Raw genomic sequence first — 22,255 nt, 5'->3', positions numbered from 1 at the left:
GTATTATGCTTCTATTCTCTATTTTAAAACATAGTGCATAGTAATATCTATTCTATGAGTTAAAACGTTAGAGTTAACAAATCTTATTATTCTTTCTTTTCATATTCTTTTTTTGTTCTTTTTTAATAATTGTTTACATTTTAAAAAAATGAATATTTACATGGCGTTATTACCGTATATACAATGTTACCGTAACTAATTTGTAGTTTTACCTATAAACCTTATACATTCCGGGGAAAGGAGTGATTTTATGACCAAAACATAGTTAGTATTAACATAGACAGAAAATTTGAATTTCTGCTGTTATTTTCTATCTATAATATACCAACAAACCTATAATTATAAGGAGGAAGATTATGAAAACCTTTAGAAAAATTTCAAACATTATATTTTGCGGCATATTGGCAACAACCTTGTTGCTGAGCGGGTGCGGAGCTTCAGAAGCACCTGGTTCTTCAAGCGAAGAAACTAAAACAAATGCTTCTGCCTCTACAGAAAAATCATCTTCTAATACTTCTGTTACCCAAAAAAAGATCGTATTAAAATTAGCCTCAACACAAAGTCCTGAAATGGGAGCAATTAAATCCCTTAAGCGCATGGCGGATAATGTTAAATCAAAAACACACGGTGAAGTCGAAGTACAGATTTTCCCGTCCAGTCAACTCGGTGACCAACGTGACTATCTTGAAGGACTCTCAATGGGTACTGTTGAAATGTGCTTAATGGCAACAGGTGCACTCGAAGGATTTGAACCTAAAATGGCGTTATTCGGCGTTCCATATCTATTTAAAAGCAGCAAACAAATCCATTCTTTTTACGAATCGGACACTTGCCAGAAAATATTAGATGAATATCGTAATTCGCACGGTATTCGAGTTATTGGCTTATATGATGAAGGTATACGTAACTCATGGACTAGCAAAAAACCCATACGTACCTTTGAAGATTTTTCCGGAATAAAACTGAGAGTTCCGGAGGTTCCCATTTATGTACAAATGTTCAAGGCTATTGGAGCAAACCCTACCCCCATGGTTTGGAGCGATGTCTATACAGGTTTGCAAACGGGTGTTATTGAAGGTGTGGAAAATAATGTAGAGATGATTACTACTAGTAAATTAACAGATATTATTAAATATGAAACTCTTACACAACATGTTTATTCTACCTTGTTCTTAATGATTAGTGAACAAGCCTTTCAAAAAATGAGTCCTGAAAACCAAAAGATCTTTATGGATTGCGTAAAAGAAGGTAATGTAGACGCATTTGCTAAATTCGAAGAAAGTCAGAAAAAAGCGCATGAAGAGATTGTGGCAGCCGGCATAGAAGTAATTGAATTATCCGCCAGTGAAAAGACGAAGTTCGCTGAAAAATTTAATGCCATTACTAAAGAAAAACTTGCATCACTATTTGATAATTCTGAAGAATTATATAATGAAATAGCTGCTATTCCTGAATAAAAACTAACATAGATAAGTTTCATCAACTGATTAACAAATGCTCAGCATCAGCAGTGAAATAAAATTTGCTAAGAAAAATATCTCCGTTGGGCATTTGTTAATAGACAATAGAATTTCACAGAAAGGAAGAAAAAGATGGTTAAAAAGCTATTACATTCAATGGATAATATAAATCGTATCGCTGTCTTTCTTTGTATTTTTGGATTTACAAGTATTTGTTTTCTGCAGGTTGTATTCCGCTACGTTTTCAATAATTCTCTCTCATGGTCCGAGGAAGCTTGCCGATATCTTTTTGTTTTTACTACTTTCTTAGGCTCTGCACTATGTGTTATTGAAAAACGGCATGTTACTATTGATCTAGTTACTAGTTTGCTTCCAAAGAAGTATAAAAAATATCATTCACTGATAATGTATTCCCTCATATTTATTTTCTCGATCTACCTTATAAAGGCCGGCTGGATTCTTGCAATGAAAAATATGTTCCAGCGTAGTGCCGCATTGGGAATACCAATTGGTATCCTCTATTATGTAATTCCGATCTCCGCAGTATTCATGGCGATCAACTCTATTAGAATTATAATTTCAGACTGGCATGAAAAATCCCGCAAAGATAGCAACGTTATTTAGGAGGGGGAAGATATAATGATTATTATAATGCTGATCACATTTCTAGGACTAATGCTGCTTGGTATGCCGATAGGTTTTGCAACGGCTATAGCAAGTTCATTGTTTATCATTACAAGTGATAATTTACCTTCTATCTTATTGCCACAACGAATGTTTGTTGCGGTAGATTCTTTTCCATTGATGGCAATTCCACTTTTTATTCTAGCAGGTGAATTAATGAATAGTGGTGGTATTACAAAAAAAATTGTCCATCTCGCTTCTGCGCTTGTAGGCCATATCACAGGAGGATTAGCCCATATTACTATATTGGCAAGTATGATATTTGCGGGAATGTCCGGTTCATCAGCAGCAGCAGCAGCCTCCGTTGGCGGTATGATGGTACCGGCAATGGAGAAAGAGGGTTATGATGCTGATTTCGGCGCGGCTGTTACTGCCTGCAGCGCAGTCATTGGTCCCATTATTCCCCCCAGTATTGCAATGGTAATGTATGGATCCATTACAGGCTATTCTATAGGAAAGCTGTTTCTTGGCGGTTTCTTCCCTGGAATAATAATGGGTCTCAGCCTTATGTTTGTTGCATACTTATATTCTAAAAAGCACCATTATATGGCTAAACCGAAGGTTTCTAGAATCGAAGCATGGGTGGCATTTAAAGATTCTATCGCTGCACTACTGATGCCTATTATTATTATTGGTGGAATTCTTTCAGGTGTGTTTACGGCAACGGAAGCCGGTGTTATTGGAGTTGTCTATGGCTTAATAATCGGCTTTCTTTATAAACAAATTCAAATTAGAGATATTCCTCATATTTTCTTAAAAGCTGCCGTTACAACTTCAACTGTTATGTTTATTATCGGGGCTGCAATGTTACTTGGATGGATCTTAACAAGTATTCAGATGCCGCAAATGATTACTGCTACGCTACTGGGTATATCTGATAATCCACTTATGATTTTCTTTTTGATTCTAATATTGTTGTTTGTTCTTGGATGCTTTATGATAGATGCGGCAATTATTCCATTAGTTACCCCATTATTTATTCCAGTTATTAAACAATACGGCATTGACCCAATTCAATTTGGCATTGTTATGTGCATGATGACTACTACAGGCGGTGTAACTCCTCCGGTAGGCAATTTACTTTATATTGCTTGCAGTATCAGCAATGCGTCTGTAGCAAAAGTGATTAAGGCATCCGTCCCGTTTTTAGTAGCACTGTTGATTTCCATTTTAGTTTGTATGCTATTTCCGCAGATTACTACTTTTTTACCAAATCTCATCATGGGAAAATAGCATTGTAGATCGATTTATGCTGAGAAATAGAAAGGAAGCGTTATAATGCGTAAAAGCTATTTATTAGATTTAAATAAAATGGATAATTTCTATAAACATCCCTATAACTACTATGTAAAGCCATTTAAAATCATTAGTAATTTGTACTTTGTCGGGAATGCAGATGTAGGAGCATATCTGATTGATACAGGCGATGGATTGATTTTAATTGATACAGCATATCCCCAAACAGTTTACTTATTGTTTCAATCAATCTGGGAAGCAGGGTTTGATCCAAAGGATATAAAATATATTTTACATTCTCATGGACATTTTGATCATTTCGGCGGAACTATCCCACTGGTGAAACTCAGCGGTGCAAAAACATTCCTGGGGGCGGAAGACATAAAAATGTTTGCTACAAATCCTGAACTTGCATTATTTTGCGACAGTTTTTATGCATACGCAGAACTATTTCAGCCAGATTATGCAATGAATGATGGAGATGTTATTACACTTGGAAATACTTCTATTCATATTATGTCTACACCTGGACATTCCAAAGGCGTCTGCTCCTTCTTCTTTGATGTTACAGAGAACGGAAAAAAATATACAGTTGGCATGTTTGGTGGCAGCGGCCTAAACACTTTGTGTAGAGAGCATTTCCGGAGGGCAGGATTAAATGAGTCGGTAATGTTTGAAATGCGTGCATTGTTTGAAGACTCCCTTCAGAAATTGATTAATATGAAAGTCGATATCATGCTGGGCAATCACACATTTCAGAATGATACGGTGGGGAAATATTCTAAAATGCTTAAAAACCTTTCTGACCCAAATCCTTTTATTGATCCCAAAGAATGGTTATTGTTTATCCGTAAAGTAATGACCGGATATAAAGAAATGCTTGAGGCCAATGAATAATTATAGGGGTAACTTAGAACTATCAGCGCTTAAGTCACTATCTTTTTGCAAGTTTCCCTAACAAGGGTATAGAGACAAGGGTTGGACTTCCATTATTGAGAGCCGGAATATTGTGTTAACTTCTGGCTTTCAATTCTATATACTTAGATCATACGCGTTAAGTTAAGCTATTTTTTACCAATTTAATTGAGCAAATAGTGTTCCTGCAATCGCTCAACCGTGGTTTTGCGATTACGTTTATCATGTAAGCTTTGTTCGGCCGCTCTTTTAAGAATCAGTCGCAGTTCCGATATTGCTTCAGTGGTTGCATAAAGGCTTGAAAATATTTTTTCCACCTTTGTCGCAATTAGTTTGATAAACGACATCATACTAATGCATCTGTTTTTTTGTTGGTACATGAGGGCATACAGTGCTGAGTAGACTGTGAAAATTAGTATAATGGCAATTAACCTTCCATATAGAAGACACTCTAATTGCTCTTTACCACAGTTGCCTACTTTGCCAAGGTTTAGATAGCTTTTGCAAGCCTTAAATAAAAGCTCTATCTGCCATCTAGCTCTGTACAATTCACAGGCTGCCTTTGGAGTAAGCATATGTGCTGGGGCGTTAGTAATTAGAAGGTTCCATCCTAATAACTCTAAGTCATAGTCACTCAGTGTTTTGCCTTGTGACTTTGCTTTTTTATTTGCTTTGCGCCTACGTTCATTAGCGACTTCATCAGGTAAACGTACACCAATCAGCCGACATTGTAGTAATTTAGAATACTTGGTGCCAAAGTATACATCTATATCAACACTGGAGCTGTTTTTTAAAACACTTAAAAGGTCTAAGGCTTTAAAAGATTTAGTGTCAGAATTTTGTATTTGAAAAACAGTATTTGATTTAATTCGGCTAAGAAAATATGCACCTTTGGATATTATTTTCCTAAACAAATCTTTACTGTAATATCCTAAGTCAGTAATTAACAGCTCACCATGATGAATGTGTTTTAGAAGTTCATCTTTATAGCCGGCATCTGGACCAGGCGCCTTTGTCAACTCCATATTTGTGATAGTTCTGGACTTAAGGCTATATATAGTCTGGATTTTTAGAGCAGCTTTTGCATTATTGCCACCAAGACCTTTCCAGACATCTGCTAATTTGTCCGGAAGAGTAACTTTAGAGCTATCACATATTTTTACATCAGTAAAAGCTTGGAGCACATCGAGATTCTGGACAGTTATTGCTCTCTTGGCAGAATACTCAACTGCTGACTGGAATACTTGTTTTAGCAATAAAGCACTTGTAGCCAAACGTTGAAAAAGTCCTTCGCGTGTTATACTAAGTCCGCGTTGAATATTTTCGCATTTAGAAGCAGTTTGACGTAAGGATGGATTAGGGGTGTCCCATAAGCCGAATGTAAATACTTTTACTATAGTATCTGGCAGCAGCTTAGAGCGGCGCACCGTAAACCCTGTGTCCTTAGAAATTTCCAGTATTTTTGTCTTTCCTAAAAAGCAAATAAAGCTTATAATTAGTGATATGGGAACTTGAAACATGGGAACCTCACCTTTCATTTCTCTATTACTTTGAGGTTCTCATGTTTTTTTCTTTTTTGCAAATGTAATTATTGGTTTACCATAACATGGCTTAGCTTAACGCGTATGATACTTAGATATACGGAAGAACCTCCGCCGAACAAGAATATTCATCAATAAATTTTTAGAATGTTGGAGCTTTATAGAAATATTTCTTGAAAATTCAAATCCAAAGGACAAACTGCCATTAGTAAAACTACTAATGGTTTTTTTATGAGATTGCGTAATATTACATTTTGACAGTATTTCAGCAGGTATGATATAATTTGATAAGTATTTATATACCTAGTGAGGTATGCTGCATGAAAAACAAAAAGAATATTATTTTAGTGATTGAATGTGTTATAATATTATGCTTGCTTACAGCCTATTATTTTATTTTTTTGCAGGATAAATGGAACCCAAATGACAGCAGGCAAGCCGTTTCTGCTGCTGAGTTTCAAAAAAACTACGAATCTGATGCTGACACTGGTTTGAAGGATCGGATACAACCGAATATTGAGGCGGATATTGAAGTTATAAACAATAAAGTTAGTATTAAGCAGAGTATTGCATTAAAAGAACCTGTAGATACTTTTTATTTTTATATCCCATCAAAGAATATCGCGAAAACAACGATAAAGAATATACAATCGGAGAAGGGATTTACGAATGTCATTGTGTCGGAAAACAATTTAAGGGTTGATTTCGAGGATAAGCAGACAAGAATATATGTAGAATATGAAATGGTATTAAATAATAACCAGGAGCCTCTTTCATATACGGAAGACAGTGTTTTCCTTACAAACTTTTTAATCACTCCTGCTGTATATAAGAACGGGGAGCCTGTTTTTTTGTATAAATCTTCTTTCGGTGATCCATATATCTATAATGTGAATCATTATTCGGTAAGATTAAAGACGGATAATCATTTTACCGCATACGCACCGGGGAAAGTAGAGGAAGACACGGTTGGTGACAGTAAGATAACAATATTTCAACATGAAAATGCAAGGGACTTTCCCATTGCCATCTTTAAAAATGCAAAGGTTGAAGTCAGGAAGTATGGAGAAAAGGATATTTATTATATTGGGTCTTTGGATGCAAAAGACTATATTGAGCATGCAATGGCATTTGCAGAATCTAATATCGGCCCTTATCCATACAAAGAATTTTATGTCGTTAAGGCGCCATTATCATTGCAAGGGATGGAATTTTCAAATATGATTTTTCTATCCGAGTCATGTTTTCATAATAAAGAAGTACTCAAAAGAGTGGCCTATCATGAGGTATTTCATCAATGGTTTTATGGTATAATAGGTACGGACCAGCTCAATGAGCCTTTTTTGGATGAAGGACTTGTGAACTATTTATCTTTGATGCTTAGCAATAATGAGTTGAACCGATATTTTAATGAGAAGCTTTTCCAACTGCATCTTAGAGATTATCATTCTAGAGACCAGTATTATCATTTGGCATATAATGATTCTGCGGTGTATTTTTATAAGCTTCATAAAAAACTTGGAGATGATTTCTATAATTTATTAAAAAAGATATATGCTGAAAAAAAGCTTTCGATTTTGTATTTTGATGAACTACTAAAATATGCCGAAGAGTATTTAGGGGGTAATTAGTTTGAAGACTGTTACGAATGAAAATATTAGACAGTATAAGTTGTTTTTGCAGGACCATCCCAAAGGACATTTTATGCAATCTCCGGAATGGGCTAAAGTAAAGTCAAATTGGAAAAATGAGATTGTTATTATAGAAGATCAAGATAAAAATATAAAGGGTTCTATGAGTATCCTCATTAGAAAAATCCCATTTTTAAAATATACTATTATGTATTCACCCCGTGGGCCTGTCTGTGATGTGGATGATAAGGAAACTTTCAAGGCTTTATTGGACGGAGCGAAGCAGCTTGCGAAAAAACACAACAGTTATGTTTTGAAGATTGACCCTGATATTGGAAAAGAAAATGAGAAGTTCGGTCAGATTGTTAGAGAATTAGGATTCAAAGTGAAGAATGATTCTAAGAATTTTGAAGGAATACAGCCGCGTTTTGTGTTCCGTCTTGATATTAAAGACAAAACCGAAGAAGAGATTATGGCCGGGTTTCATCATAAGACAAGATATAATATTAGATTGGCCGAGAGAAAAGGTGTAACAGTTAAGTTAGGGGACAGGAAAGACTTGCTCCGGTTTCATAGGGTTATGCAGGAGACAGGGGTTAGAGATGAATTTGTGATAAGAAGTCTTGAATATTTTGAAAAGATGTATGATTGTCTTGCCCCTGAGCATTTAAGATTATATCTTGCTTACCATGAAGACAAGCTCATTGCTGGAACCGTTGCTATATTATACGGAGACAAGGTATGGTACCTGTATGGTGCGAGCAGCAATGAATACAGGAATGTAATGCCTAATTATCTTTTACAATGGGAAATGATAAAATGGGCGGTAGAAAATGGCTGCCGTATCTATGACTTTAGGGGCGTATCAGGGGATCTTGATGAAAGTAATCCTCTCTATGGACTGTATAAGTTTAAAAAGGGATTTAATGGGGACTTTACTGAGTTTATCGGAGAATTGGATCTTATATTTAACCCGTTTATTAATTTCTCAGTAGAAAAAGGAGAAAAGGCTTTTAGAGAGATGAGAAGAAAACTATTTATGCTGAAGGCTGTAGTAAAAGGTCAAAAGAAATAGACAAATAGTAAAATGAGGGAACATATGAAGAGATTAGTGGTAGAAAAAGATAAGCTTAAACATAATATTGATATTATCAAGGGAATGACAGAGGCCAAAATCATTGCGGTATTAAAGGGGAATGGATACGGACTGGGGATTTTAAAGTTCGGTAGTTTCTTATTGGAGAATAATATTGATTTTTTTGCGGTTTCCGAGATCCAAGAAGCGGTATATTTGCGCAATAATGGCTTTGAAAACGATATTCTTTTATTGTCATCTACTTGTATCGGTGAAGAAATTGAACTGATTATACAGCATAATATTATCGCTACTATAGGGTCTGAATGTGCGGCGGCCATGCTGGATGAAGCAGCAGCCAGGCATCACAAACAGGTGAATGTTCATTTGAAGATGGATACGGGTTTTGGAAGATTCGGATTTCTTCCATCTGAAATGGACAGTGTTGCGTCCATTATAAAATCTTGCAGCAATATAAAGATGACGGGCATCTTTACCCATTTATCCTTCTCATTTGCAAAAGAGCGGAAGGACGTGCAAGTTCAATTTGATAAATTTATAAAATGCATTGATATATTGAAGCAAAGGGGAATAGAACCGGGGATACGGCATATTACAAATTCCAGCGCGTTTTTAAGATATAAGGATATGCACCTGGACGGTGTTAGAATCGGTTCAGCGTTTTTGGGAAGAGTACCTGTGGACAATATATATGGCTTAAAGAAAATAGGATACCTAAAAGCAAATATTTCAGAAGTGAAAACCCTTCCGCAGGGACATTATATCGGCTATGCCAATACTTTTAAAACCAATAGAAAAACCCGAACTGCGGTTGTACCTGTGGGATATAAGGATGGTTTCGGTATTGAAAAGTCCAAGGATATTTTTAGATTTATTGATGTTCTAAGATATCTATATCATGATATAAAGCTATTTCTAGGAAGTAAGTATCTGACTGTCAAAGTAAATGGCAAAACCGCCAGAATCCTCGGAAGAGTGAGTATGTACAATATTGTCATTGATGTAACGGATATTGATGCCGACATCGGTGATGAAGTAATGATGGAAGCAAACCCGTTATTAATAGAAAGTTCTATTCAAAGAGAATATATATAAAAGGCTTTATACAATATAATACATGCAGCCAAGCGGCTTTTTTTTCTTCAAATTCTGTGAGTAACAATTGTAGGGGCGCGCATTGCGCGTCCGCAAGGGTGCTCTGTGGTATTCACGAAGCCCCTACAGTAGTTGGCCAGACTGCTGAAAAAGTCAGACTTAGCACGCAGAAGGAGTGAAGCACGGGGACGGACCTACTGCTGCGCTTGCTTTTTAGGGAAGCTGTAGGTCCGTCCCCGTGCTTTGCGACTGACCAGTTAAGCACTTTTTCAGTTATCTCTAATCGGCTGTTAGGGCAAAGTTTTTATATATTCGTTGGAGGTACCATGAATTACAATACTCCTCTTTACAACGCATTGAAAACATATAGTAAAAAGAGAAAGATTCCGTTCCACATGCCAGGCCATAAGCTTGGGAAAGGGATTGCCGACCGATTTAAAGGGGAGATATTTAACATTGATCTAACCGAGCTTAGGGAGACCGATGATCTGCATGCGCCGGAAGGGCCTATCAAAGAAGCACAGCGCTTGGCAGCAAAAGCATTTGGTGCATGGCATACTTTTTTTCTTGTCAACGGCTCAACCTGCGGGATTCAAACGATGGTAGCCGGTATCTGCAATCCCGGCGATGTTCTGATCGTAGATAGGAACTGTCACAGTTCAGTGATCCATGCATTAATATTATGTGGGGTTAGCCCTTATTATATCTATCCTGAATATATCCCTAAATTAGGAGTTGCAGGAGGAATGAATCCGCAACGCGTAGAAGAGGCCTTGAAAAGATATCCTCAGGCCAAAGGGGTTTTCATCACATGTCCTACTTATTATGGGATTTGTTCCGATATGAAGACCATAGCGAATATCGTACACAGGTATAATAAAGTATTGATGGTAGATGAAGCCCATGGCGCTCATTTTTGTTTTCATCCGGGGCTTCCTCTTGGTGCGCTTCGGTCCGGAGCTGATATGTGTGTTCAGAGCGCACATAAGACACTGCCTGCGCTTACTCAGAGCGCGCTTTTACATGTTAATTCGGACAGAATAGATTTGCACCGGATAAAGAAGTGCTTAAAAATGTTCCAAACCAGCAGCCCCTCTTTTGTGTTAATGGCATACCTTGATGCCGCCAGAAGCATCATGGAATGTAATGGCAATGAATTATTAAGCGATTTGATACGATGGTGCCAACAAGCCAGAGAATCCATTAATCAATCTAAGCAGTTATATTGTTTGGGCAGTGAATTGGCCGGGAGCCACCAAATCCAATCTGTTGATTGTACACGTATGGTGGTTAATGTTTGCAATACGGGATTGTCAGGCTATCAGGTAGAGCGGGAACTGTATACTTTCGGAGACATACAGGTAGAAATGTCTGACATGAATAATATCTTATGCATTCCATCGCCGGGTAATAGCGAAGAACAGCTAATGGCACTGGTACATTCATTAAAAGCGATTATATCCGATATAGTTGTGGAAAATAATGCCCGAGTTGTTGGAAAATACTGTGATTCTCAATATTCTATGAGTCCTGCACATGCTTTTTATAGCGAAAGTAAAGTCGTGAACCTTAGAGATGCCGTTGGAGAGGTTTGTTCCGATATGATTACATGTTATCCGCCCGGGATTCCTGTTTTATGCCCGGGAGAGATGATATCCGGGGATATTGCGGAGTATATATTGTGTGTCAAGAACGCAGGAGGAAAAGTGACCGGAATGGCAGATGAAAGAAATATTAGGGTAATAAAAAACTTATAGCGTGTTTTATTAAAAAACGTTATAATAGTAATAAGCATATTCACTATTACAAGGGAGATGACAAAATGAAAATTGTTTTGGCAATTGTGCACGATGATGACGGTAACTGGGTGATGGGTGAATTGAACAAAGAAGGTTTTAGTGTAACAAAGCTGGCTACAACAGGAGGATTCCTTAGGGCGGGCAATACTACATTGCTTGTGGGTACCAGCAAAGAGAACGTTCAGAAGGTCATTGATATTATAAAAACAAAGTGTATGAGCAGAAAACAGGTAATTACCTCGCCTACACCTGCAACGGGGGCAGCAGGAGTTTATGTGCCTTATCCTGTAGAAGTTGAAGTAGGTGGAGCAACAATATTTGTTGTTGATGTGGAGCGGTTTGAAAAAGTTTAAGGGGCTGTTATAGTGAAGATTATTGATACCCTCAAACAGCCGGCCGGATTACAGAATAAGCAGGGGCCGGATGAAAAAAAAGCACAGGATTCCAAAGGGTTTTCTTTTGATACGCAGCTTAGAAAAATTGATGGACAGAATTACGAAGAGAGATTAGCGTCCTTATTAAGTCAAATAGACAAGCAGGGAGAAAAATTATCTAAAAGTGTTGATATTAGAGAGTTGAAACGATATAAAAAGCTCATATCCGAGTTTTTATATGATGCCGTAAATAATTCACACAAGTTTCATAAAGAAAGCATGTTGGATCGCAGGGGGCGGCACAGAGTCTATGCGATTATCAGTAAGGTAAATGAAAATGTGGACAATCTTACTGCGGAAGTGCTAAAGGAAGAGAAAGATAACATTAAAGTATTACAGAAATTAGATGATATTAGAGGGTTATTGTTGGATATCATGATGTAGATTTTGGTGAGAATGAATGATAGGGAGAAGTAGTATGAATTTTAACCAATTGATAGGCCAACAGTCGGTTATACAGAGTTTAAGAAAAAGCATAGAGAACAATAGAATCAGTCATGCATATATATTTGAAGGCCCGCATGGGATAGGTAAAAAGACGGTAGCGTCTATTTTTGCGGCAGCGCTAACATGTGAAGCCGGATATACCGAGCCGTGTGGAGTATGCAGGAGTTGCTTGAAGAACGAAAGCGGGAATCATCCCGACGTGAAAATATTGGATGAGAACGAGGGTAGTATCGGTATTGACGCGATAAGAGAGCTCCAAAAGGATATATATATCAGGCCATACGAAGCGGCGAAAAAAATTTACATTATTCCATTGGCAGAAAGAATGACCATTCAAGCGCAGAACGGTTTGTTAAAAGTTTTGGAGGAACCTCCGGAATATGGTGTGATGATCCTAACTGCTACCAGCAGTGCGCTGTTGCTGGAAACCATTCTTTCCAGAAGTATGCTGGTACGGTTTCGGATACATCCGTATCATGAAGTAGAAGCATATTTGAAAAAAAAGCATCCGGAAATGCCGGAGGAGATTCCGTTTTTAGCGTTGTTTTCAGGTGGGGTCATTGGAAGAGCAAACGAAATAGCTGCTTCCAATGAGTTTAAGCAAATGCGGAGAAAAGTTACTGAGATTATTTTAATAATGCTGGATATAGATGAGTTGAGTGTGCTTCATACGAGGGCTTTTTTTAATGAGCATAAGAATGATATTAATATGATACTGGATTTTTTGTTATTATGGTTTCGTGATATTTTATTGATGAAAGAATTGCATAGTGATAATATGGTAATAAATATAGATATGGACGCAAACCTTCGCAGATTTGCTCAAAAGGTTTCAAGCTATACCGCGTGTAAAATTATTCATATTATCATTGATACTAAGAAAAAGATAAGTATGAATGCGAATTATACTTTAGCGATAGAGACCATGCTTATTGAAAGTTGGGAGGAAATACATGGTAAGCGTAGTAGGAGTACAGTTTAAAAAAGCAGGAAAGATATATTATTTTGATCCCGATGGGGCGGTCATTGAAAGAGGTACAAAAGTTATTGTTGAAACTGCGAGAGGAATAGAGTTTGGAGAAGCAGTAATAGGCAATAGAGAAGTTGAGGAAAAAGACATTATAGCTCCGTTGAAAAAAGTACTTCGAATTGCTGGTGATGAAGATATTAAGCAGGTGGAGGAGAACAGGGAGAAAGAAAAGGATGCGTTTAATATCTGCCTGCAGAAGATTAGAGATCATCATCTCGAAATGAAGCTCATTGATGTAGAGTATACTTTTGACAGAAACAAAGTGCTATTTTATTTTACAGCGGATGGAAGGGTAGATTTTCGAGAGTTAGTAAAAGATCTTGCCTCAATTTTTAAGACAAGAATTGAGTTGAGACAGATTGGTGTTAGAGATGAAGCAAAGATGCTGGGAGGTTTAGGAATTTGCGGCCATAGTCTATGCTGCGCGACTTTCTTAGGTGAATTTGAGCCGGTATCTATCAAGATGGCGAAGGAGCAAAACTTATCTTTAAATCCTAGCAAAATTTCCGGGACTTGCGGAAGATTAATGTGCTGTCTAAAATATGAGCAGGATGCTTACGAAGACGCTTTGAAAAAAATTCCCAAAATCAGTGCAATTGTTTCTACACCGGGAGGACAAGGCGTTGTTGTGGATGTTAGTTTGTTAAAAGAAACCGTCAAAGTAAAAATGGATAAAGACAATGAAAATGTTCTGCAGGTGTACCCTGTATCGGATATAAAAGTGATTAAAGATGTAGAGAACCGCCAAGACGATGTTAATTTGGATGACCTGAAGCATCTGGAGGATAATTAAACTAAAAAAACTTACTGATTTTTGATAAAAACTGTTTTCAATTTATCCGTATAGTGATAAAATAAATACGTTAATCTAAGGAGGTGTATTGAAATGGCATATTTTATAACTGAAGAATGCATCAGTTGTGGAGCTTGTGAACCGGAATGTCCGGTATCTTGCATTTCACCTGGTGACGACGCGTATGTAATTGACGCGGAAGTTTGTATAGACTGCGGAGCTTGCGCAAATGTTTGCCCTGTAGATGCTCCACAACCAAAATAATTTACTTAATACAAAAAACCTGTGGTATAACACGGGTTTTTTTTATATTAAAATTGGGTAGCAGATGACGATGAGCGGGTACAAATAAATAGATATGGTTAATATAAATGATGGAGGTGTAAATAGATGGATAAGGGCAGTTGGAAAGCACTAGCGGTCGTAGGAAGTTTAATCGTAGGAATGATATTGGTTTTTGGTGGTGCGATGGTCGGATATAAATATTATGCAAATACTAATCAGGGCAAGAATAACGAGTTGTTATTAGAAGGTAAGCAGGAACAAAAGGATAATGAGAAAAATCAGGAAAGTCCGGCAGTACCTAACCAACTAGAGGAGAAGTCCTCATCCGACATACCACCGGTACAAGAACAGGTGCCGGAGGAAGATGAAGCAGTGAGCGAAAAAACTGTTGAAGAGGGTGTACAAAGACTACAACAAGCACCGGACTTCTCACTAGATGATTTACAAGGGAAGCCTATTAAACTTTCACAATATAGAGGAAAAATAGTTTTTTTAAATTTCTGGGCTACATGGTGTCCTCCATGCAGAATAGAAATGCCTGCTTTTCAATCGGCTAATAATCGATTTAAAGAAGATGATAAAGCGGTGATTTTGGCAGTAAATATTCAAGAAGACAATAAAAAGGTGAAAGCATTTATTGAGGAAAATAAATATGGCTTTGATGTTGTTCTTGACCTGGATGGTGAAGTGGCAGGTCAATACAAGATTCACAGCATACCCACTACTTATATTATCGACCAAGACGGGATTATCCGCGATATTACAATTGGTCCGATGGAAGAAGAATATCTGTATGATTACGTGGAGGAATTAAGTGGTGAATGAAGTAGTGATAAATGAGTGGGAGAGGATTGATGACCTGCAATACAGAGGGCTCAAGATTATTCAAGACACTCGTGGGTTTTGCTTTGGATTGGATGCGGTGCTGCTGGCTAACTTTTCTCAAGTGAAGAAAGGCAGCACAATATTGGATATGGGAACCGGAACTGGGATTATTCCTATACTTATTGCGGGTAAGACGGATGCTAAGAAAGTTGTCGGTTTGGAGATTCAGCAGCATATGGCCGAAATGTCAAGTAGGAGTATTGTGCTAAATAGATTGGAAGACCGCGTACAAATTATTCAGGGAGATCTGCGGAACGCTGTGGCATTGTTTGGGGCATCCGCGTTTGATGTAGTTACTTGTAATCCCCCATATATGAATTCGGGAGGGGGCTTGGTAAACCCTCATGATGCTAAAGCAATATCGCGGCATGAGATTGCATGTACATTGGAGGATGTAATTTCAGTTAGCAGCAAGCTTCTGAAGACAGGCGGCAAATTAAATATGGTTCATCGGCCGGACAGACTGGTAGACATTGTGTGGTTAATGCGTTATTATAAAATTGAGCCGAAAAGGCTCCGGTTTATTCATCCATCCTATCATAAACGGGCGAATTTGATACTTATTGAAGGCGCAAGAGGGGGGAACCCACAGTTGAAGATGATGGAACCCTTGTATGTGTATGATGATCAAGGAGAGTATAGTCGGGAGATTAATGAAATATACAACAGAGGACAAGAAATGTACAATTAGTAGTGAATAATTAATAGTGAATAATTGGCGGACAGAATGAGTATACAATGGACTGTATAGTGAATACGCAATGGGCAATGACATGCCTCGGGAGAATATAACTCTATTGAAAGAAATATTAAATTTGATAGGTACATGTAGTGGCAGGCCTTGTGTCTGTCAGAAATATGTGAATGATTGGCGATGGCAGACACAAGGCCTGCCACTACAAAAGAATGGAGCATGCTTGGCTGGTCAGGAATATGACGGGGCACAGGGCCGAGATAACGATTAAGTGCTCAAGCTTGAGCAGAGGAAATGAGACTGATAGGCAGTTACTTTGTAGGGGCGGACGACTCTGTCCGCCCGATGTATTACTTTGGAGGGTAGGTTGTTATGAACGAAAAAGGGATGCTGTATTTATGTGCTACTCCCATAGGAAATTTGGAAGATATTACTTTGAGGGTGCTGAGGATATTGCGGGAGGTAGATTTGATTGTAGCGGAAGATACTCGGCAAACCATTAAGCTGCTAAATCATTTTGAAATCAATAAACCGCTTACAAGTTATCATGAACACAACAAGATTGAAAAGGGGAAGTATATCGTAGAACAGCTTAAACAAGGAAAAAATGTCGCATTGGTGTCGGATGCGGGAACGCCGGCAGTTTCAGACCCTGGTGAGGATCTTGTTGCATTGTGCATCGAGAATGAGATTGGTATTACTTCGCTGCCGGGACCTGTTGCTGCTATCACCGGGTTGATCATATCCGGGCTGCCTACCGGCCGGTTCTGTTTTGAAGGCTTTCTTACAGTTAATAAGCGAAATAGGAAAGAGCATTTGGAAGGGGTTAGAGATGATACAAGAACATTGATATTCTATGAAGCGCCGCACAAACTGAACAATACCTTGAAGGATATGCTTGAGGTTTTTGGGGACAGAAGGATCGCTTTGGCCCGAGAGCTCACAAAGAGATATGAAGAAGTTTTTAGAGGCACTATTACGCAGGCTATTGATAGATTTGAAGAAAATCTACCAAAAGGAGAATTTGTTGTTATTATTGAAGGAGCTGACAAAGAGAAAATAAAGGCTGAACAGCAGCAACAATGGGAAGAAATGTCTGTGCAGGACCATATTGATTTATATGTTAATCAAGGTATGGATAGAAAGGAAGTACTGAGGAAAGTAGCAAAGGATAGAGGTGTAAGCAAGAGGGAAATATACGCTCTTCAGTTAGAGAGTAAAAAAGAAAACAAATAGGAAGAGGAGTGGAATCTCATTCCACTCCTCTTTGCTAAGTAATGTATCTGTTTAATTCTTTAATTCATCCATACAATGTGGGCAAATATTCTTGCCTTTGTAAACATGAACGTCTTTTGCATTACCGCAGAAAATACATGCAGGCTCATACTTTTTAAGAATAATAGTATTCCCATCTACATAAATTTCTAGAGCGTCTTTTTCAGCAATATCTAAAGTTCTTCTTAACTCAATGGGAAGAACAACTCTTCCTAACTCATCTACTTTTCTTACAATACCTGTGGACTTCATCTCAGACCTTCCCCTCTCTTTGAATTACAAAATTCGACAATCTTTACGAAACTATAATACCATAAATGTAAATAAACGTCAATCAAAAAAATGATATTATATAAAAAATTTTTTCAATAGACGGAAAAAAGTGTAAGAAGACTAATTCTTCAAGGTATAGAAATGTAAAATACCTATAAAAAGTAGAATGCAGGACTATAAAATAAAGTGAAAAAAGTAATATTTATGAAAAAATATAAAGACTATCGAAATAGTTTATATTATGGATCGGCATGGCTGTAGAAAAACTGTTAAAATATAACTGGGAATTTGGCTTGGCGAAAAACTGACACTATTCGACATAAATCGATAAATAATGCGCTGCTTTGGTTTCCTGAGCAATCAATTGTAATGAGCGTTTTTAATTAAGCATATACATATATTGAGTCATTTAGATGTGTATTACACTAAAAAACGAGGAGATATTATGCTGAATTATATTTGGTCAGGAATGATATTAATCGGTTTTATTGTTGCTGCATTCACCGGTAGAATAGAACAAACTACACAAGCGGCTTTTGATTCTGCCAGTACAGCAGTTCAGATGAGCATTGGATTATTGGGAGTGATGTGCTTATGGACCGGGCTCATGAATATCGCGGAAAGGTCCGGTTTGATCAAAGTGATTGCCAGAATCATTCAGCCTGTTACAAAACTGCTTTTTCCGCAAGTCCCTGCAGGGTCTCCCGCGATGGGGGCAATTGTATTAAATATGGTAGCCAATATGATGGGACTTTCTAATGCCGCAACACCATTAGGGTTGAAAGCGATAAAAGAGCTGCAAAAACTTAACCGAGGCAGTGATATTGCTTCTAATGCAATGTGCATGTTTGTAGTAGTAAACACAGCTTCTATACAAATCATACCTGCTACGATCATAGCGGTAAGGACTTCGGCGGGATCAGGCAATCCCTTTGAGATTATTGCGACAGTGTGGGTTGCCAGTATATGTGCTGTGATAGTAGGAGTGACAGCTGCCAAGATACTGCAAGGAAAAGAGAAAGATCTAAGATCGTATTCTAGATATCGAAGGGTAAGTTAGAGGTGTTTATCATGGAATTATTAAAATTAGTCTCAACACTTGCAATTCCACTCATGGTTTTTGTAATATTATCTTATGGGCTAAGTAAAGATGTAAAGGTATATGACTGTTTTATTGAAGGAGCCAAAGAGGGTATTGATACGATTATTAGGATACTTCCGCCATTGGTAGGTCTTCTGGTTGCAGTAGGTATCTTCCGTGCTTCAGGTGCGCTGGAGTTAATTATACATGGGTTAAAACCTATTATATCAGTAGTTAGAATTCCACCTGAAGTTGTTCCTCTCGCACTCATGAGGCCGATATCGGGAAGTGCTGCGTTGGCAATTGTTACAGACCTTATAAAAACGTATGGACCGGATTCTTTTATTGGCAGGGTTACCTCTACTATGATGGGATCTACCGAAACAACATTTTATACCATTGCTATTTATTTTGGTTCTATAGGGATCAAAAATGTAAGGCATACCATTGCAGCAGCATTATTGGCTGATTTAACGGGTATAATAGTAAGCGTATGGATATGCGGATTTGTATTCGGATGGGGATTATAATAACAAATGAAAGGAAAAGTGTAATGAGAATAGACGTAATTGCTACTGCAGGAGAAGTACAGGATAGCTTGGTACAGGGGAGACTGACCATTGTTATAGATGTTTTAAGAGCCACCAGTACCATTGTTACGGCGCTCTTAAATGGCTGCAAAGGAGTAGCGCCGGTATATGATATTGAAAAGGCATGGGAAAAGGCGAATCAACTGGGGACTGAATTGTGTTTAATGGGAGGAGAACGTAATGCTGTAATGATAGAAGGCTTCCAACACGGAAATTCTCCTCTCGAATATACCCGTGAAAGGGTAGATAACAAGTATGTGATCTTAACAACAACCAATGGAACAAAGGCAATCCATCATTCCAAAGAGGCATCCCATATTGTCGCAGCCAGTTTTCTGAATGGACAAGCTGTTGCTGAATACGCCCATAAAAAGTATTTTGGAGATGTGGCAGTTGTTTGCGCGGGGACGGAAGGAAAATTCTCTTTGGATGATTTCTTGTGCGCGGGAAAATTAATTCATACATTAATTAATAATAGCGTAGATGTTACTTTGAATGATCTGGGAATTGCCGCTGAAAACCTATATAAAAATAATAGAGGGAATTTGCATGATGTGTTAAAAAAGTCTTTTCATTATGCCAGATTGTATTCGTTAGGATTTCAAAAGGATGTAGAATATTGTATGCAAGAAGATATATGTTCTATTGTGCCGGTGTATACCGATGAACTTATTGTCGTGAACAATGAATAATTAATAATTAATAGTGAGTAGTGAATAATTAATAGATAATAGCTAATGGTGCATAGTAAATAGTAGGTTACTCATAAAAGGAGAAAAAACTTGAAAAAACCATAATTAATGATATTATAATATAGAAGACTGTGATAAAGTTAAATTTAGAACATAGAGAAAATCGGACTTGGGCGGGGCCCTGTCCCTGCTGTTTGCGCGGTTTTGGCATAACAGAGGGAATGTCCACATGTTTGATTTTCGAGCGATTTGAGCGTAGAGGACGTATTATTACTGATATACACAGGGGAGGATAAATCATGAGCAATAAAACTTTTTACATAACCACACCTATATATTATCCAAGTGATAAGCTGCATATAGGACATTCCTATACAACGGTCGCAGCAGATGCCATGTCGCGGTATAAAAGGCTTAGAGGGTATGATGTCATGTTTTTGACCGGAACAGATGAACATGGACAAAAGATTCAACGGAAAGCGGAAGATAAGGGTGTAACGCCGAAAGCGTATGTTGATGAAGTTGTTGCCGGTATAAAGGAGCTATGGAAAACTTTAAATATTTCACATGATAGATTTATAAGAACCACTGATCAACAGCATAAAGAAGTTGTTCAGAAAATATTTAAAAAGCTTTATGATCAGGGAGATATTTATAAGAGTGAGTATGAGGGATGGTATTGTACGCCTTGTGAATCTTTTTGGACTGAGCATCAATTGCAGGAAGGAAAATGTCCGGATTGCGGAAGAGAAGTGGAATTGACCAAGGAAGAAAGCTATTTCTTCAAATTATCAAAGTATCAAGATAGACTCATTAAACATATTCAAGATAATCCCGATTTTATCCAGCCGGTATCCAGGCAGAACGAGATGATTAATAATTTTTTGAAGCCGGGATTGGATGATCTTTGCGTATCAAGGACAACTTTTAACTGGGGTGTGCCGGTGAGTTTTGATGACAAGCATGTTGTATATGTATGGGTAGATGCACTATCGAATTATATCACAGCGTTGGGATATCAGACCGATCATGATGCAGATTACAAGAAATACTGGCCTGCCGATGTACATTTGGTGGGGAAAGAAATTGTGCGCTTTCATACCATTATATGGCCTGCTATGTTAATGGCACTGGGTGAGCCACTGCCAAAGCAGGTTTTCGGACATGGCTGGCTGCTTCTGGAAGGCGGAAAAATGTCGAAATCCAAGGGGAATGTAGTGGACCCTGTAATACTTGTAAATAAATATGGCGTAGATGCTATCAGATATTTCCTATTAAGAGAAGTACCTTTCGGAGCAGATGGCGTTTTTTCTAATGAAGCGCTTATTAATAGAATCAATGCTGATCTCGCTAACGATTTAGGGAATCTGGTAAGCAGGACGGTGGCAATGATTGAGAAATACTTTGGAGGCAAGCTGCCGGAGGAGAGAAAATCGGGTGACTTTGACGAGGCGCTGAAAGACCTTGCGCTGTCCACTACTGAAAAAGTGGAAGAGTTGATGGATAAGCTTCAGTTTAGCAGCGCATTAACCGAGATTTGGAAACTGGTATCCAGAACCAATAAGTATATCGATGAAACCATGCCGTGGGTACTTGCGAAAGACCCGGAAAAGCATACCAGGCTTGCTGCGGTGTTATATAATTTAGCGGAAAGTATAAGAATTATCTCCGTACTCATACAACCGTTCATGCCTAATACATCTCCTGTGATATGGGAGCAGATAGGGATTCAAAAGGGTGAGGAAACTGCGTGGGATAGTTCTAGAATATGGGGCAAATTAAATGCCGGCTTTATGATTAATAAAGGAGAAATCATATTCCCTAGAATAGATATCAATAAGGAGCTTGAAGAACTGGAAGCGATCCAGCAGAAAGCACAAACAGAGATAGTTAAGAAAGAACAAAAACCTGCCGAAGAGAAAAAGGAAGAGCCTGAATTTATATCCATAGATGATTTCGCTAAGATTGATTTGCGGGTAGCGAAGATTATTGCGGTTGACAAAGTAAAAGGTGCGGATAAACTTTTGAAGCTGCAGTTGGAACTAGGGAATGAAACCCGTCAGGTTGTTTCGGGAATTGCAAAGCATTACACACCGGAATCGTTAATAGGGAAGAAAGTAATTGTAGTTGCAAATCTTAAACCTGTTAAATTAAGAGGAGAAGCGTCACAGGGGATGATCTTGGCGGCATCTACAACGGATGATGAAACTTTGGTGGTAGCAACTTTAGATGGGGATATTGAGACAGGAGCAAAAGTAAGATAAGTGATTTTTTGAAGTTCACGGTTCACAGTTCACGGTTCACGGCGTTGATATTAAT

General features: G+C 38.0%; 23 protein-coding genes. 21 read left to right on the top strand and 2 right to left on the bottom strand.

Going from position 1 to position 22,255, the window contains the following annotated elements; all coding sequences use genetic code 11:
* Positions 1-356 precede the first annotated feature (356 nt).
* The 4 genes from QKW49_RS14665 to QKW49_RS14650 all read left to right on the top strand — a co-directional run bounded on the left by QKW49_RS14665 (position 357) and on the right by QKW49_RS14650 (position 4,277).
* Entirely contained in the window at positions 357-1,457 is a 1,101-nt protein-coding gene (locus QKW49_RS14665) for a TRAP transporter substrate-binding protein (RefSeq protein ID WP_282863415.1), read from the top strand.
* A 135-nt stretch (positions 1,458-1,592) separates the two neighbouring features.
* Positions 1,593-2,084: a TRAP transporter small permease gene (locus QKW49_RS14660; protein WP_282863413.1), complete on the top strand. Its 492-nt coding sequence runs from the start codon at positions 1,593-1,595 to the stop codon at positions 2,082-2,084.
* A 15-nt stretch (positions 2,085-2,099) separates the two neighbouring features.
* Positions 2,100-3,377, top strand: coding sequence for a TRAP transporter large permease (locus tag QKW49_RS14655; protein WP_282863411.1), 1,278 nt, complete (start codon positions 2,100-2,102; stop codon positions 3,375-3,377).
* Positions 3,378-3,422: 45 nt separating this feature from the next.
* Positions 3,423-4,277: an MBL fold metallo-hydrolase gene (locus QKW49_RS14650; protein ID WP_282863410.1), complete on the top strand. Its 855-nt coding sequence runs from the start codon at positions 3,423-3,425 to the stop codon at positions 4,275-4,277.
* Positions 4,278-4,459: 182 nt separating this feature from the next.
* On the opposite strand, the gene QKW49_RS14645 is transcribed toward QKW49_RS14650, so the two are convergent.
* Positions 4,460-5,815, bottom strand: coding sequence for an IS4 family transposase (locus QKW49_RS14645; protein WP_282863409.1), 1,356 nt, complete (start codon positions 5,813-5,815; stop codon positions 4,460-4,462).
* Positions 5,816-6,156: 341 nt separating this feature from the next.
* Here QKW49_RS14645 and QKW49_RS14640 point away from each other — a divergent pair, with 341 nt between their 5' ends.
* The 13 genes from QKW49_RS14640 to rsmI all read left to right on the top strand — a co-directional run bounded on the left by QKW49_RS14640 (position 6,157) and on the right by rsmI (position 17,261).
* Positions 6,157-7,467: a M1 family aminopeptidase gene (locus QKW49_RS14640; RefSeq protein ID WP_282863408.1), complete on the top strand. Its 1,311-nt coding sequence runs from the start codon at positions 6,157-6,159 to the stop codon at positions 7,465-7,467.
* 1 nt (position 7,468) lies between these two features.
* Positions 7,469-8,542: a peptidoglycan bridge formation glycyltransferase FemA/FemB family protein gene (locus QKW49_RS14635; protein WP_282863407.1), complete on the top strand. Its 1,074-nt coding sequence runs from the start codon at positions 7,469-7,471 to the stop codon at positions 8,540-8,542.
* 24 nt (positions 8,543-8,566) lie between these two features.
* Complete coding sequence (alr, locus tag QKW49_RS14630; RefSeq protein WP_282863406.1) at positions 8,567-9,658, top strand: alanine racemase; 1,092 nt, start codon at positions 8,567-8,569, stop codon at positions 9,656-9,658.
* 326 nt (positions 9,659-9,984) lie between these two features.
* Positions 9,985-11,415 (top strand): aminotransferase class I/II-fold pyridoxal phosphate-dependent enzyme, encoded by a 1,431-nt coding sequence (locus QKW49_RS14625; RefSeq protein WP_282863405.1) that lies wholly within the window; start codon positions 9,985-9,987, stop codon positions 11,413-11,415.
* Between the two features lie 65 nt (positions 11,416-11,480).
* Positions 11,481-11,810, top strand: coding sequence for a cyclic-di-AMP receptor (locus QKW49_RS14620; protein WP_282863404.1), 330 nt, complete (start codon positions 11,481-11,483; stop codon positions 11,808-11,810).
* A gap of 12 nt (positions 11,811-11,822) precedes the next feature.
* Positions 11,823-12,275 carry a YaaR family protein gene (locus tag QKW49_RS14615; RefSeq protein ID WP_282863403.1) on the top strand — a complete coding sequence of 151 codons (453 nt, stop codon included), beginning with the start codon at positions 11,823-11,825 and terminating at the stop codon, positions 12,273-12,275.
* 34 nt (positions 12,276-12,309) lie between these two features.
* Positions 12,310-13,320, top strand: coding sequence for a DNA polymerase III subunit delta' (holB, locus tag QKW49_RS14610; protein WP_282863402.1), 1,011 nt, complete (start codon positions 12,310-12,312; stop codon positions 13,318-13,320).
* Complete coding sequence (locus QKW49_RS14605) at positions 13,292-14,161, top strand: stage 0 sporulation family protein (RefSeq protein ID WP_282863401.1); 870 nt, start codon at positions 13,292-13,294, stop codon at positions 14,159-14,161. Before holB ends, QKW49_RS14605 begins: the two co-directional genes overlap by 29 nt.
* 93 nt (positions 14,162-14,254) lie before the next feature.
* Positions 14,255-14,425, top strand: coding sequence for a 4Fe-4S binding protein (locus tag QKW49_RS14600; RefSeq protein WP_282863400.1), 171 nt, complete (start codon positions 14,255-14,257; stop codon positions 14,423-14,425).
* Between the two features lie 126 nt (positions 14,426-14,551).
* The gene (locus tag QKW49_RS14595) at positions 14,552-15,271 is read left to right on the top strand and encodes a TlpA disulfide reductase family protein (protein WP_282863399.1); all 720 of its coding nucleotides are present in this window, start codon (positions 14,552-14,554) and stop codon (positions 15,269-15,271) included.
* Positions 15,261-16,022, top strand: a complete 762-nt coding sequence (locus tag QKW49_RS14590) for a tRNA1(Val) (adenine(37)-N6)-methyltransferase (RefSeq protein WP_282863398.1) — start codon at positions 15,261-15,263, stop codon at positions 16,020-16,022. The genes QKW49_RS14595 and QKW49_RS14590 overlap by 11 nt, the downstream gene beginning before the upstream one ends.
* Positions 16,023-16,128: 106 nt before the next feature.
* Positions 16,129-16,296 (top strand): hypothetical protein, encoded by a 168-nt coding sequence (locus QKW49_RS14585; RefSeq protein WP_282863397.1) that lies wholly within the window; start codon positions 16,129-16,131, stop codon positions 16,294-16,296.
* Positions 16,297-16,397: 101 nt separating this feature from the next.
* The gene (gene rsmI / locus QKW49_RS14580) at positions 16,398-17,261 is read left to right on the top strand and encodes a 16S rRNA (cytidine(1402)-2'-O)-methyltransferase (protein WP_282863395.1); all 864 of its coding nucleotides are present in this window, start codon (positions 16,398-16,400) and stop codon (positions 17,259-17,261) included.
* A 51-nt stretch (positions 17,262-17,312) separates the two neighbouring features.
* Here rsmI and QKW49_RS14575 read toward each other — a convergent pair whose 3' ends face one another.
* Positions 17,313-17,552 carry an AbrB/MazE/SpoVT family DNA-binding domain-containing protein gene (locus QKW49_RS14575; protein ID WP_282863394.1) on the bottom strand — a complete coding sequence of 80 codons (240 nt, stop codon included), beginning with the start codon at positions 17,550-17,552 and terminating at the stop codon, positions 17,313-17,315.
* 466 nt (positions 17,553-18,018) lie between these two features.
* Between QKW49_RS14575 and QKW49_RS14570 the strand changes: the two genes are divergently transcribed.
* The 4 genes from QKW49_RS14570 (at position 18,019) to metG (ending at position 22,200) form a co-directional block, all read left to right on the top strand.
* Entirely contained in the window at positions 18,019-18,633 is a 615-nt protein-coding gene (locus QKW49_RS14570) for a nucleoside recognition domain-containing protein (RefSeq protein ID WP_282863393.1), read from the top strand.
* 11 nt (positions 18,634-18,644) lie between these two features.
* Positions 18,645-19,184: a spore maturation protein gene (locus QKW49_RS14565; protein WP_282863392.1), complete on the top strand. Its 540-nt coding sequence runs from the start codon at positions 18,645-18,647 to the stop codon at positions 19,182-19,184.
* A 23-nt stretch (positions 19,185-19,207) separates the two neighbouring features.
* Positions 19,208-19,936: a 2-phosphosulfolactate phosphatase gene (locus tag QKW49_RS14560; RefSeq protein WP_282863391.1), complete on the top strand. Its 729-nt coding sequence runs from the start codon at positions 19,208-19,210 to the stop codon at positions 19,934-19,936.
* 299 nt (positions 19,937-20,235) lie between these two features.
* On the top strand, positions 20,236-22,200 hold the full coding sequence (gene metG, locus QKW49_RS14555) for a methionine--tRNA ligase (RefSeq protein ID WP_282863390.1): 1,965 nt from the start codon (positions 20,236-20,238) through the stop codon (positions 22,198-22,200).
* Positions 22,201-22,255 lie beyond the last annotated feature (55 nt).

This window comes from Petroclostridium sp. X23 (genome assembly GCF_030013905.1).
Classification (GTDB): domain Bacteria; phylum Bacillota; class Clostridia; order SK-Y3; family SK-Y3; genus X23.
This window is presented reverse-complemented; position numbering and strand designations above follow the sequence as displayed.